The sequence below is a fragment of the Streptomyces sp. NPDC057682 genome (genome assembly GCF_042799575.1).
Taxonomy (GTDB): domain Bacteria; phylum Actinomycetota; class Actinomycetes; order Streptomycetales; family Streptomycetaceae; genus Streptomyces.
Window position 1 is genome coordinate 112138 of sequence record NZ_JBHVIN010000019.1, and the last position, 13270, is coordinate 125407.

A 13270-nucleotide genomic window follows, 5' to 3' on the forward strand; every position below is an offset into this window, starting at 1 on the left:
TGAACGGGGTGTGCGCAGGCAGGCCGGACCGGGCCGGCCGCGGTGATGTCACGCGGCGGGCCGGCGGAGCGGCGTTCTTCTGCGGGGGTGTGGGGGCGGGCGGGACGCGGTGCGCGTCAGGCTGCGATGTCGCCGGCCTGGAGCTGCCAGAGGGATGCGTAGAGGCCTTGCCGGGCGACGAGTTCGTCGTGGGTGCCCTGTTCGGCGACGACACCGCCCTGTTCCATGACGTAGATGCGGTCGGCATGGCGGACCGTGGAGAGACGGTGGGCGATGACGATCATGGTGCGGTCGGCCGCGAAACTGCGCAGGGTGCGCTGGATGGCGGCCTCCGTCTCGTTGTCGACGGCGGAGGTGGCCTCGTCGAGGATGACGACCGGTGAGTCCTTGAGGATCGCGCGCGCCAGGGCGATGCGCTGGCGCTGGCCGCCGGAGAGCGCGGCGCCGCGCTCCCCGATGAGGGTGTCGTAGCCGTCGGGGAGGGCGGCGATGAAGGGGTGCGCCTCGGCCATGGTCGCGGCCTGGACGACGGCCTCGTCGGTGGCGTGGAAGCTGCCGTAGCGGATGTTGTCGGCGAGCGTGCCGTCGAAGAGGAACGGGTCCTGGGCGACGAAGCCGATGGCGTGGCGCAGATCGTGGCGGCGCAGCCCCCGGATGTCCCGGCCGTCGAGCCGTACGGTGCCGGATTCGGCGTCCTGGAAGCGCATCAGCAGTTTGGCGATGGTCGTCTTGCCGGAGCCGGTGGCGCCCACCAGGGCGGTGACCTGCCCGGCGGGGACGGTCAGCGAGAGGTCGTCCAGCGCGGCGGGGCGGCCGGGGTAGGCGAAGGTGACGCCGTCGAGGACGAGTTCGCCCCGGACCCGGCCGGGGTCGAGCGGCATGTCGCCGTCATCGGTCTCGACGGGCAGGGCGCGCAGTCGCTGGACCCGGTCGTAGGAGGTGAGGGTGCGCTGGTACTGGTCGGCGATGCCGCCGAGCCGGCTCATCCGCATCAGCAGCATCTGGGGCAGTCCGATCAGCGGGCTGAACACCTCGAAGCGCAGGGTGCCGTTGAGGACGGAGCGTCCGCCGATGAGCAGGATCCCGGCCATGGAGGCGGTGGTGCAGGCGCGGACGGTCTCGGCGTGGCGGGAGGTGGTGCGGTCGGTCGCGTGGCTGCTGTCGCGGACCTCTTCGCCGAGGGTGTCGATGCGGTCGGCCTCGTACTCCTCGGTGCAGAAGCTCTTGACGGTGGCTCCGGCCTCCAGGGAGTTGATGACCTGGCTGCCGAGCCTGGTCCGGCATTCCCCGGCGACGGCGTAGTCGGCGGCGGCGCGGGACCGGTGGTCGAGCGAGAGCCAGGCGATGACCGGGATGGGCAGGAAGGCGATCCAGGCGATCTGCGGTGCCAGGAACAGGAAGGCGGGCACCAGCAGGGCGAGGCTGGTGGCGAGTTGGAGGATGTCGTTGGCCGGGCCGGCGAAGAAGGCGCCGAGCTGGCCCACGTCGTTGGTGAGCGCCCCGGCGATCCTGCTGGTCCGTTCGCCCTCCAGGTGTTCCATCTCAAGATGCTGGACGTGCCGGTACGTGCGGCCCCGCCAGTCGTGCTCGATGTCCTGGCCGAGCCGGCGCCACTGGAGGGTGGAGGCGTACGAGAGGCCGGCGACGGCGGCGCAGGCGGCGGCCACCAGTCCGGCCAGGCCCCAGAGTTGGGCCGTGGCCGTGGTGAGGCCCAGTCCGACGAGGGGGGCCGCCTCGCCCTTGATGAGGACGAGGCCGGTCCAGCCGAGGAAGGTGCCGAGCGCCATCTCGGAAATCTGGCAGGCGACGGAGAGCGCGGCGGCGCGGTAGAGGCGGCCGCGGTGGGGGCCGATGATCTCCAGCAGGGGATGGCGTCCGGCCTCGTCCCCGTCCGACCCGGTCGCCGTGCGGGAGACCTCGGTGGTGCGGCGCCAGCCCTTGCGGAGGACGGCGGCGGTGGCCGCGGCCACACCCCCGGCCGCCACCAGGTGCCTGCTCAGCGCGGAGCCCTTGACGAGGGCGATTCCGGCCGCGATGCCCCCGCCGACGGCGATCACCGGCCGGGCGACGGTGCCGATGTCGGTCCTCGGGGCCGGGACGGGGGCCGGCCGGGCCGGGGTCCGGTGCTCCGCACCGGCCGCGCGCTCGGCGACGAGGGCGACCGCACGGCGGACGATCCGGCCGACCTCCGCCGCGCCCATGCGTACGTCGTGCCGGACGAGCACCCTGCCGGTGACCGGGTTGGCGCCGGCCTCGGTGATCCCGGGGACGCGGCGCAGCGCGGCGGCGAGGATCTCGGCCGACCGGGGCCGTCCGAGCACCAGCCCGACGTCCCAGCGCTGGCGGCCCGGGGTGACCGAGCGCGGGCTCGCTCCCCGTTCGACGGGGCGGAGTCCGGCCGGGGCATCGAGGAGCGATGGCATGTGTAACGGTCACCTGTTCGCGGAGGTCGCGGAAATCTGTCGGGAATTCGACGGAGCGGAGCGACGGAGCGGGAATTCTTGATCGGCGGAAAAGGAAAGTGGAACGGCCCGCGATCGGCCGCCGCCCGCACACATTCGGCCGAAATCATTCGGTCTGTGTGTCCGGCGACGGCCTCAGGTCCTTAACGGGACCTTCAGTGCGCCTTGGCGGCGGTCGCCCGGATCTTCGGGGTCTTCGCGTCGCCCTTGGCCGCACCCGGGGTCTCGCCCCCGGCATGGCGGTCGTCGGGCGAGGGAATGTCGATCTCGCCGGCGGCCATCTGTGTGGCGACGACGTCGGCGGCCACCTCGACCGCGAGATCGTGGATGTTCTCCCCGGCCTCGTGGGCCGCCTTCTTCACCTCCATCGCGATGCCGACGGACGTCTTGACGACACCACGCACCAGTGGCTTGATCAGGCGCTTGGCCAGTGGCGCGACGATGAGGCCGACCAGGAAGGGCGGTACTACGGGAGGCATGATGCTCCGTCCTCTCTACGCATGGAAATGACAGGGAACCCGGGCCCCGCGGACAACGGAGCGGTGCGGAGCCGGGCGGATGGAAGCATTCCATCTCGGAATTGAGGATTCATCCGCCGAATCGGATTCTCGAATCACCGGCATGCGCCGTCCGACCCTGTGATCACGGTAGTCGAACCACAACCGCCTGAGCCAAATGGATGTCGTTCGATTCACTCGTGTGAGTGCTCCTTGACTTCTCCCCCGTCACCTGTTTCCTCGCAGGCGCCGAACCCACCCATAGGTTTATCGGATTATCATCTTCGCGAATCCCCTTTCCGTCATCCCCACGGCACCCGGTGCACCGCACCCCGAACGGATGAATCGCATCGCCCCGGCCGCACCTCCCCCGGCCGCTCCCGGCCCGGTGGGCGGGCAGTTCGGCCGTATCGAACGCGCTTGACGCACACGCCAGTTGGCACCGAGTGCCCCGGCGCCGGTGGCACGATGGCGCCATGCCCCGACGTACCCCACCGGTCGTCCTGGCGGCCGCGCTCGCCGCCGCGCTGAGCGGATGCGGCAGCGGCGCCACCTCCTCCACGACCACCCCGCTGGTGGACCGCGGCACCGTCCGGATCGCCGAGTCCAGCGAGACACCGAGCTTCGACCCGTACTCCGCCTTCGGCGCCTCCCAGGCCCGTTACGCCTACGACTCCCTGGTCGGCCTCGCCCCCGACGGCACCCCGGTCACCGGTCTGGCCACCTCCTGGCACGCCACGGCCACCACCGCCTCCTTCACCCTCCGCCCCGGCGTCACCTGCTCCGACGGCACCCGTCTCACCGCCTCCGCGGTCTCCCGGGCCCTCACCTACGCGAGCGATCCGGACCACCAGCTCGCGGGCGCCCAGACCGTCCTGCCGAACGTCCCGTTCACCGCGTCCGCCGACGACCGGGCCGGCACCGTCTCCGTACGGACCGCCGCCCCGTTCCCGTTCCTCGTCCGCACCGTCGGTCTGCTGCCGATCGTCTGCCCCGCCGGTCTCGACCGCCCCGGACTACTGGAGCGCACCACCCAGGGCACCGGGCCGTACGTCCTGACCCGCTACACCCCGGGCGGGCCCTACGAGTTCACCGTGCGGGAGGGATACGACTGGGGCCCCGCCGGGGCGACGACGGCCGCACGGGGCCTGCCCGAGCGCCTGGTGCTCACGGTGGTGCCGCAGACCTCGACGGCGGCCAATCTGCTGCTCACCGGCGGCATCGAGATCGCGCATGTGAGCGGACCGGACCGGTCCCGGCTGGACGGGCACGGCCTGTCCGCCACCGAGGTGACCTCCGTGGTCGGGCTGACCTTCTTCAATCAGCGCCCCGGCCGGGCGCTCGCCGATCCGGTGCTGCGCCGCGCCCTGGTCGCCGGGCTGGACCGGCAGGGACTCGCCAATGTCGCCGTCGGCGGCCGGGGCAGCCCCGCGGGCGACTTCGGCGCGGTGGGCGCCGTCTGCCACGCGGCGCTCGCCGACGCCCATCTCCCCTCCTACGACGCCGCCCGCGCCCTGCGGCGCGCCGGATGGACCCGGGCCGGCGACGGCCCGCTCACGCGGGACGGCCGACCGCTGCGGCTACGGCTGATCACCAGCGCCGACCTGGGCCCGACGCTGGCCTCGGTCGCGGAGCTGATGGCCCGGCAGTGGACGGAGCTGGGCGCCGAGGTCGAACTGGTCACCGAGAGCCTGCCGGCCCTGGTCAACGCCATGTACCGGACGGCCGACTTCGACGTGGTGATCGGCAGCACCCCGGGGTTCGCGCTGCCGGTCGGCTTCATCCCGTTCTTCTCCGGTCCGGCCCCGGCCCGGGGCCTGAACTTCGCCGGGGTCGCCAATCCCGCGTACGACGCCCTGGTGGCCCGCGCCCTGCGCGAGACCGACACCTCGGGCTGTTCCACCTGGAACCGGGCCGCCGCCGCACTCTTCCGCTCGGCCGACGCGCTGCCCGTCGCGGAGGGCCGCAGCGGGGTGTACGGCCACCGCACCACGTTCACCACCACGTTCGGCGGCCAGTTGGTGCCCACCAGCATCCGCCTCCACCAGTGATCCGGGGCCCCCATGTCCGTACTTCCCCTGCTGCGGCACCCCTGGACGGTGTTCCTCGGCCGTCGCGGCGCACGGCTGCTGCTCTCCCTCGCGGTGGTGCTCACCGCCTCCTTCGCGATGATCCGGCTCGTGCCCGGTGACCCGGTGCGGGCCGCGCTGGGCGTCGACGCCTCCCCCGGCCTCGTCGCCGCCCGCCGCCACGCCCTGGGGCTCGACGCGCCGCTGCTCTCCCAGTACCGGCAGTACCTCGGCGGGCTGCTCCACGGCGAGCTCGGCACCTCCCTGGTCTCCGGCACCCCGGTGGCGGAACTGGTCCGCACCCGGCTGCCCGCCACCCTGGAGATCGCCGGCCTCTCCTTCCTGGCCACCCTCGCCGTGGCCCTGCCCGGCGGACTGCTCGCCGCCCTGCGCACCCGGGACGGCCGCCGCCCGCGCAGCGAACTGGCCTTCGCCGTGGGCACCGCCGGACTGGCCGGCGTCCCCGACTTCGTGCTGGCCGCCGGGCTCACCGCGCTGCTCGCCGTGGGGCTCCAACTGCTCCCGGTGGCCGGTGCGGCGGGCGTCGAGTCCTTCGTCCTGCCGGTCCTCGCGCTCTCCCTCGCCCCCACCGCCGTCCTGCTGCGCGTCGTGCGGGTGGAGGCGCTGAGGGTTCTCGGTGAGGACTTCATGCGCACCGCCCGTGGCAGACGGCTCTCCCCCGCGCGCCGGCTGCTGCGCCACGCGGCGCCGAACACGGCCACCGCCGCGCTCACCGTGGCCGGCAGCCTGCTGCCCGCGCTGATCGCCGGAACCGTGCTGGTCGAGAAGGTCTTCGCATGGCCCGGCATCGGCTCCGCACTGGCCCAGTCCGTGGTCGCGCAGGACTATCCGGTGGTCCAGGCGATGGTGCTGGTGCTGGGCACCTCGGTACTGCTGGCCGGGCTGCTGGTCGACGTGGTGCTGGCCGTGCTCGATCCCCGCTCGGCGATCCGGGAGATGTGACGATGAGCCCTCGCGTCCGGCTGCTGCGTTCGCCCATGGCCTGGCTGACCGCGCTCATGCTCGCCTCGCTGTTCGCGGTCGCCGTGGCCGGCCCCCTGTTCTGGGGAGCGGAGGCCGAGCGGCCGGACCCCTCGGCCGTGCTCCAGGGCCCGTCCGCGGCGCACCCCTTCGGCACCGACAACCTGGGCCGCGATCTGCTCGCCCGGGTGCTGGCGGCGGCCCGGCCCTCGCTGCTGCTGGCACTGGGGGCCGATCTGCTGGGCGCGGGCGCGGGCATCGCGCTCGGGGCCTCCACGGCCGTGCTCGGCCCTCGGACCCGCCGGCTGGTCGCGGGACTGATCACGCTGTTGCTGGCGTTTCCGGCGCTGCTGGTCGCGATGTTCCTCGCGGTGGTGCTCGGCGCGGGGGCGACCGGGGCGATGCTGGCGCTCGCGGTGGCCGGTGTCCCGGGTTTCGCCCGCCTCGCCCAGACCCTGGCCGCCGGTGTCGCGGGCACCGACCACCTCGCGGCGGCCCGGGTCCTCGGTCTGCGCCGCCTGCGGCTGCTGGCGCGTCATGTCCTGCCGAACATCGCCGAACCGCTTCTGCTGAGCATCACCACGGCGGCGGGCACCTCGCTGGTCGCCCTCTCCGGGCTGAGCTTCCTGGGCCTGGGCGTGCAGCCGCCCGGCTACGACTGGGGGCAGCTGCTGAGCCAGGGCCTGGACCGGATCTACGCCGAACCGCTGCCCGCGCTCGCCCCGGGGCTGGCTGTCCTCTACGCGGCCCTCGCCTTCCAACTGCTCGGTGAGGTGCTGGCCGGGCGGGTGGCGGGACGCGGACCGGCCCCCCGGATCCCCGCCCGGCTGCCCGGCCCGCGCCGCCCCACCGGGGGCGGTTCCGCGGGCCTCGCGAACGGTCCCGCCGAGGACGACGAGGTCCTGTGCGTGGAGAACCTCGGGGTCGAACTCCCGACTCCGGACGGCCCGGTCCGGCCGGTGCGCGGGGTGACTCTGTCGCTGCGGCGGGGCGAGGCGGTGGGTCTCGTCGGGGAGTCGGGGTCCGGCAAGTCGCTCACCGCGCTGGCCGTCGCCGATCTGCTGCCGTACGGCGCCCGGACGTCGCGGCGCACGCTGCGGGTGCTCGGGACCGATCCCGCCTCCCTGTCCCGCAAGGAGCGGGACCGGCATCTCGGGACCGGCCTGGCCCTGGTCTTCCAGAACCCGGCGTCGGCGCTCAACCCGGCGCTGCGGATCTCCACCCAGCTGACCGAGGCCGTCCGGACCCATCGCGGGGCGGGCCGCACCGAGGCGCTGCGGCAGGCGGCGCAGGCGCTGCGCCGGGTCGGACTGGACCCCGCGCTGCTGCGGGTCCGTCCGTACCAGCTGTCCGGCGGGCAGCGGCAGCGCGTCATGATCGCGGCGGGGCTGATGACCCGGCCGGGGCTGATCATCGCGGACGAACCGACGACCGCCCTCGACACCACCGTGCAGCGGCAGATCCTCCGGCTGCTCACCGGCATCCGCCGGGAGGACGGCACGGCGGTCCTGTTCATCAGTCACGACATCGCGCTGGTGGGCGAGTTCTGCGAACGGGTCCTGGTGATGTACGCGGGCACCGTCGTCGAGGCACTGCCCGCCGACCGTCTGGCCGACGGCGCCCGGCACCCGTACACCCGGGCCCTGGTCGCGTCGGTCCCGGCGCTCACCGCCGACCGGGACACACCGCTGCCGACGGTCCCGGGGCCGCCGCCCGACCTCCGCGCGCCGGCGCCGGGGTGCCCCTTCGCGCCGCGCTGTCCGCGCCGGGTGGAGCGGTGTGCCGAGGAGGCCCCGCCGACGGTGGAACCGGCCGCCGGCCATCGGGTCGCGTGCTGGTCCCCGGTACCGGTGGACGACGGGGCGGCGGTGAACTCATGACGTGCCTCCGGGTGAGTGACCTCACCGTCCGCCACCCCGGCCGGTCCGGGCCGCGCACCGCCGTGGCGGGGGTCTCGTTGGAGATCGCGTCGGGCACCACGCTCGGGCTCGTGGGCGAATCCGGTTCCGGGAAGTCGAGCCTGGCGCGCGCGGTCGTCGGCCTGCTCCCCGCTCACGCGGGCCGGATCCTGGTCGACGGCCGGGAGGTGCGGACGCGTACCGTACGCGGCCGGCGACGGCTGGCCCGACTGGTCCAAGTGGTGCTCCAGGACCCGGACACCGCCCTGGATCCCCGGTCGACGGTCCGGAGCACGCTCGTCGAGGCGGCCACCGTCTTCGAACGGCTGGACCGGTCCGCGCGCGACGCGCGGGTCGCCGAACTGCTCGAACTGGTCGGCCTGGACCCCGGGCTGGCCGACCGGCTGCCGCGCGATCTGTCCGGCGGCCAGCGCCAGAGGGTCGCCATCGCCCGCGCCCTGGCCGTCCGGCCCGGCCTGCTGATCGCCGACGAGATGACCTCCGCGCTCGACGTCTCGGTGCAGGCCGCCGTCCTCAACACCGTCCGGTCGCTCCAGCGGCGGCTGGGTCTGTCGATGCTGTTCATCGGCCACAATCTGCCGGCCGTGTGCCATGTCTCGGACCGGGTGGCGGTGATGCGGCACGGCCGGATCGTCGAGACCGCGGCCACGGACGTCCTGCTTCGCGCCCCCCGGCACCCGTACACCCGGGAGCTGCTCGCCGCCGTGCCGAGTCTGCGCCCGCCCCTGCCCGATCGGAGTCCCCCGTGACCGAAGTCCCGCACTGTCCGCAGCAGTTCCCGTCCGGCCCGGACGGCGGGCACGGGCCCGGGGAGCCGTCTCCCGGGGGGTGGTGGACCGCCGGGGATCCGCCGTGGCCGGTCAGCCGTCCGGTGCGGGACCCCTCGGCCGCGTACGTCTCCGAACCGGGTCTGCGGACGGGTGACTTCGCGCTGTCGCCGGACGGGCTCGGCGCCGCGCGGCGGCGCGGGGCGATCTGCGCGCTGGAGCTGTACCTCGCGGAACGGCGGGACCACTTCCTCGGCTACCAGGCCACGCAGGACATGCGGGACACCGTGCTGGATCTCGCCCGGTTCATGCCGAACAACATCAACAACCTCGGCGACCCCTTTCGCAGCGGCGGGTACAAGCTGAACACCAAGGTCGTCGAGCGGGCCGTCCTGGACTACTACGCGGCCCTGTGGAACGCCGCCTGGCCGCACGACCCGGAGAACGGCGAGTCGTACTGGGGCTATGTGCTGTCCATGGGTTCCACCGAGGGCAACATGTACGGACTGTGGAACGCCCGCGACTACCTCGGCGGCAAGCCGCTGCTGCGGCCGGAGCGGGTCGGGGCGGCGGGTCCCGCCCCGGTCCGCGCCCCGGCGTGTGCGGAGCGGCCGGTCGCGTTCCGCCCGGTGGCGTTCTACTCCGAGGACACCCACTACTCGGTCGCGAAGGCCGTGCGCGTCCTGGGCATCGAGACCTTCCACGACGTGGCCGAGTCCCTGTACGGGCCCGGGGACTGCCCGCTCACCGACGCGGGCGGTGCGGCGCTGCCCTGGCCGCGCGAGGTGCCCTGCGAGCCGGGTCCCTCGGGCGGCCCCGGCGACGGCAGCGGCCGGATCGACGTGGACGCGCTGGTGAAGCTGGTCGACTTCTTCGCCGGCCGGGGCCATCCGGTGCTGATCAGCCTCAATCTCGGCAGCACGTTCAAGGGGGCGCACGACGAGGTCGACACGGTGTGCGCGCGGCTGCTGCCGGTGTTCGAGCGGTACGGCATGGTGGACGGGGTCCTCGACCTCGGCACGGACCCGGAGACCGGGGAGCGGATCACCGAACGCCGCCGGCGCTTCTGGATCCATGTGGACGGCGCGCTGGGGGCGGCGTACGTGCCGTTCGTGCGCATGGCGCGCGAGCGGAAGGACGGGGCGGGGCGGGCGCCGGACGCCGGTTCCTCCGCTCCGACCGGTGCCGGTCCCTCCGCCGACGGTCCCGGTCCCGGCACCCCGCCCGGTGACGGTCCGTGCGGAACCGATCCGGCCGATCTCGACCTGCCCGCCTTCGACTTCGGGCTGACGCCGACGAGCCCCGTGACGGGGCGCGGGGTGGACATGGTGGCGTCGATCGCGATGAGCGGGCACAAGTGGCCCGGGGCGCCGTGGCCGTGCGGGATCTACATGACGAAGGTGAAGTACCAGTTGAGGCCGCCCGCGCGAGCCCCGTACATCGACACCCGGGACACCACGTTCGCCGGTTCGCGCAACGGGCTCTCCCCGCTGATGCTCTGGGACCATCTGGCGCGGCATTCCTACGAGGACCAGATCGCGCTGATCAGGAGAGCCCAGCGGCTCAGCGGCTATCTGCTGGAACGGCTCGACGGGCTGAGGGCGACGCACGGCATCGATCTGTGGGCGGCGCGCAGCCCCGGGGCGATCACCGTCCGCTTCCGCCGGCCCGGTGACGCGACGGTGGCGAAGTGGTCGCTGTCCTGCCAGGACGTCCTGACCGACCCGGAGGATCCGGCGGGTCCGCGCGCGTACGCGCATGTCTTCCTGATGTCCTCGGTCACCAGGGAGCGGGTCGACGCCCTGGTCGACGATCTGGTGAGGGACTTCACCGCGGTCCCCCGCCCGGCCTCCGTGCCCGCCGCGCGGACGGCCCTTCCCGGGGCCCGGCGGGCCGTGTCCGCCCGTCCCTGAACGGCCTCGGACACCGCGCGCGGTGCGGGCCGCGAAGGCCCGGGACCCGCGGGGTCACCTCACCGCCGCCCCCGTTCACGGACGGGTGAACTCATCACCAACCAGTCGTCGCCCAGGGGGCGTTGACGCAAGCATGGAGGAATGATCATCAAGCACACCCGAGCGGAACGGGCCGACCGGGCCCGCCGGACCGCTGCCCGGCTCGCCGCCGATGGAATCGACGGGGTGGTGTTCGGCTGGGTCGACAACGCCGGGATCACCCGGGTCAAGTCCGTCCCGCTCGCCCAGCTCGAACACGCCGCCGCGTACGGGGTCGGCGCCGCACCCTGTTTCGACGTCTTCCTGGTGGACGACTCCATCACCGACTACCCGGACGGCGGGGGGCCGGTGGGCGATCTGCGCCTCGTCCCCGACCTCGACCGGCTCACCCCGTTGCACGCCCAGCCCGGCTGGGCCTGGGCGCCCGCCGACCGCCTCCGCCAGGACGGCACCCCGCACCCCGGCTGCCAGCGCCTCTTCGCCCGGAAGACCGTCGGGGAGCTGGAGCGGCGCGGTCTCTCGGTCCGGGCCGGCATCGAGGTGGAGTGGATCGTGGCCGACGCGTCCGGGGCCCCGGCCACGGTGGGTCCCGCGTACGGGATGACGCGCTTCGTCGAGCTGTCGGACTACCTCCGCGACGTCATGCGCGCGCTCACCGCCCAGGGTCTGTCCGTGCTCCAGCTCCACCCCGAGTACAGCGCGGGGCAGTTCGAGGTCTCGGTGGCCGCCGAGGGACCGGTGGAGGCGGCCGACACGACGATGCTCGTCCGGCACACCGTCCGCGCGGTCTCCGCCCGGCACGGTCTGCGGGTCTCCTACGCGCCCGTCTTCACCGAGGGTGCCGTCGGCAACGGGGGCCACCTCCATCTGAGCCTCTGGCGCGACGGCCGCAACCTGGCCCACGGCGGATCCGGCCGGCACGGTCTGCACCCCGAGGCGGAGCATTTCCTCGCCGGTGTCCTCGCCGAACTCCCGGCCCTGATCGCGGTGGGCGCGCCCACCGCGGCCTCGTACCTGCGGCTCGTCCCGTCCCACTGGGCGGGGGCGTACCGCTGCTGGGGGCTGGAGAACCGCGAGGCGGCGCTGCGTCTGATCACCGGGTCGGAATCCGGGCAGGCCAACGCCGAGCTGAAGTGCTTCGACGCGGCGGCCAATCCGTATCTGGCGCTGGGGGCGGTGCTCGCCGCCGGGACGGCCGGTCTGGACGCCGGCCCGTCGCTCCCGCCCGAGACCACCGCCGACCCGGCCTCGCTGGATCTCGCCGAGCGCCTCCCGGCGTCGCTGCCCGAGGCGATCGACGCGTACGAGAAGTCCGTACTGCTCCGCGAGGCGTTCGGCCCTCAGTTGTACGAGGCGGTGCTGGCGGTGCGGCGGGCGGAGGCCGAGCTGTTCGCGCAGTCCACGGACGCGGGCATCGTGGAAGCCGTCCGCTGGCGGTACTGACCCGGTCGCGTGCGTACGCGACCGCTCGTTCTCCCCGGCGTGTGGGCCGGGCCTCTCATGAACCGACGAATGGATACGGAACCATGGCAGCTCTCCGAGGTGGACCGACCGCACGCGGGCGGAGCACGGCGGCATGACCCTCGCGCCGGACAGGACGCTGTCCCACCAGACCGGTGCCGCGCTGGCCGTGCCGTTCGCGGTGGCCGGCACCGGGGTGCACCTGCCGCCACGGGTCGTCACCAACCAGGAGCTCACCCGCACCCTGGACACCAGCGACGCCTGGATCACCAGCCGCACCGGCATCCGTGAACGCCGGCGGCTCGATCCGCGGCTGGCGACGTCCGACATGTGTGTCGCCGCCGCCCTTCCGGCCCTGGAGTCCTCGGGGACCGACCCGGCCCGGCTGGACGCGGTGATCGTCGCCAGCTACACCGGCGACCAGCCGCTCGTCTCCACCGCGCTGATCGTCAAGGAGGCGCTGGGCGCTGACCGCGCCCTGGCGCTGGACGTCACCCAGGCCGCCTGTGCCTCCGGTATCCAGGCGCTGCTGATCGCCGCCCATCTGCTGCAGAATCCGTCGATCACCACGGTTCTGCTCCTCGCCGCCGACTGCGCCTCGCGGGTCACCGACCCCGCCGACCGGACGGCCGGGGTCTTCTTCGGCGACGCCGCGGCGGCCGTGGTCCTGGCCCGCTCCGACACCCCGGGAGCGGGCCTGCTCTCCTACGACCTGGGCTCGCAGCTGTCGTACGACGTCCAGATCCCCGCCGGCGGCTCCCGGCGGCCCACGACCGCCGCCACGGTCGCCGCCGGGGACCACTACCTGTTCATGGACGGCCGCGCCGTCTGGAACACCGCGACGGTCCGGCTGCCGGAGAGCATCGCGAACGCGGCCGGGCGGGCCGGTCTGCCGGTCGACGAGATCCGCCACTTCTTCCTGCACCAGGCCAATCTGAACATCGTCCACGCCGCCCTGACCGCCCTCGGCGTCCCCCACGACCGGGCCCCCATCACCGTGGACCGGCTGGGCAACACCGGTTCGGCCGGGGCGTTCACCGCGCTGCACGCCGCCCGCGCCCGGGGCGAACTGCTCCCGGGCGACACCTATGTGCTCTCGGCCATCGGCGCGGGATTCCAGTGGGGATCGCTCTGTCTGCGCCACGCCTGAACCGGCCCCGCC

Annotated in this window: 9 protein-coding genes; 7 read left to right on the forward strand and 2 right to left on the reverse strand. The window is 73.8% G+C overall.

From position 1 onward, the window contains the following. Positions 1-116: 116 nt before the first annotated feature. Positions 117-2423, reverse strand: coding sequence for an ATP-binding cassette domain-containing protein (locus tag ACFVDM_RS30505; RefSeq protein ID WP_383647896.1), 2307 nt, complete (start codon positions 2421-2423; stop codon positions 117-119). 194 nt (positions 2424-2617) lie between these two features. Beyond that, positions 2618-2941 (reverse strand): DUF5132 domain-containing protein, encoded by a 324-nt coding sequence (locus ACFVDM_RS30510; protein WP_383647899.1) that lies wholly within the window; start codon positions 2939-2941, stop codon positions 2618-2620. Positions 2942-3435: 494 nt separating this feature from the next. On the opposite strand from ACFVDM_RS30510, the gene ACFVDM_RS30515 reads away from it, so the two are divergent. The 7 genes from ACFVDM_RS30515 to ACFVDM_RS30545 all read left to right on the forward strand — a co-directional run bounded on the left by ACFVDM_RS30515 (position 3436) and on the right by ACFVDM_RS30545 (position 13258). Beyond that, on the forward strand, positions 3436-5010 hold the full coding sequence (locus ACFVDM_RS30515; RefSeq protein WP_383647902.1) for an ABC transporter substrate-binding protein: 1575 nt from the start codon (positions 3436-3438) through the stop codon (positions 5008-5010). Positions 5011-5022: 12 nt separating this feature from the next. Further along, a complete protein-coding gene (locus ACFVDM_RS30520; protein ID WP_383647905.1) occupies positions 5023-5991 on the forward strand; it encodes an ABC transporter permease in 969 nt (322 codons plus the stop codon). Between the two features lie 2 nt (positions 5992-5993). After that, the gene (locus ACFVDM_RS30525; protein ID WP_383647908.1) at positions 5994-7889 is read left to right on the forward strand and encodes a dipeptide/oligopeptide/nickel ABC transporter permease/ATP-binding protein; all 1896 of its coding nucleotides are present in this window, start codon (positions 5994-5996) and stop codon (positions 7887-7889) included. Positions 7890-7900: 11 nt separating this feature from the next. Further along, complete coding sequence (locus ACFVDM_RS30530; protein ID WP_383647910.1) at positions 7901-8677, forward strand: ABC transporter ATP-binding protein; 777 nt, start codon at positions 7901-7903, stop codon at positions 8675-8677. Further along, entirely contained in the window at positions 8674-10608 is a 1935-nt protein-coding gene (locus tag ACFVDM_RS30535; RefSeq protein ID WP_383647912.1) for a histidine decarboxylase, read from the forward strand. Before ACFVDM_RS30530 ends, ACFVDM_RS30535 begins: the two co-directional genes overlap by 4 nt. A gap of 141 nt (positions 10609-10749) precedes the next feature. Continuing rightward, on the forward strand, positions 10750-12090 hold the full coding sequence (locus ACFVDM_RS30540) for a glutamine synthetase family protein (protein WP_383647915.1): 1341 nt from the start codon (positions 10750-10752) through the stop codon (positions 12088-12090). 133 nt (positions 12091-12223) lie between these two features. Beyond that, on the forward strand, positions 12224-13258 hold the full coding sequence (locus ACFVDM_RS30545; protein ID WP_383647918.1) for a 3-oxoacyl-ACP synthase III family protein: 1035 nt from the start codon (positions 12224-12226) through the stop codon (positions 13256-13258). Positions 13259-13270 lie beyond the last annotated feature (12 nt).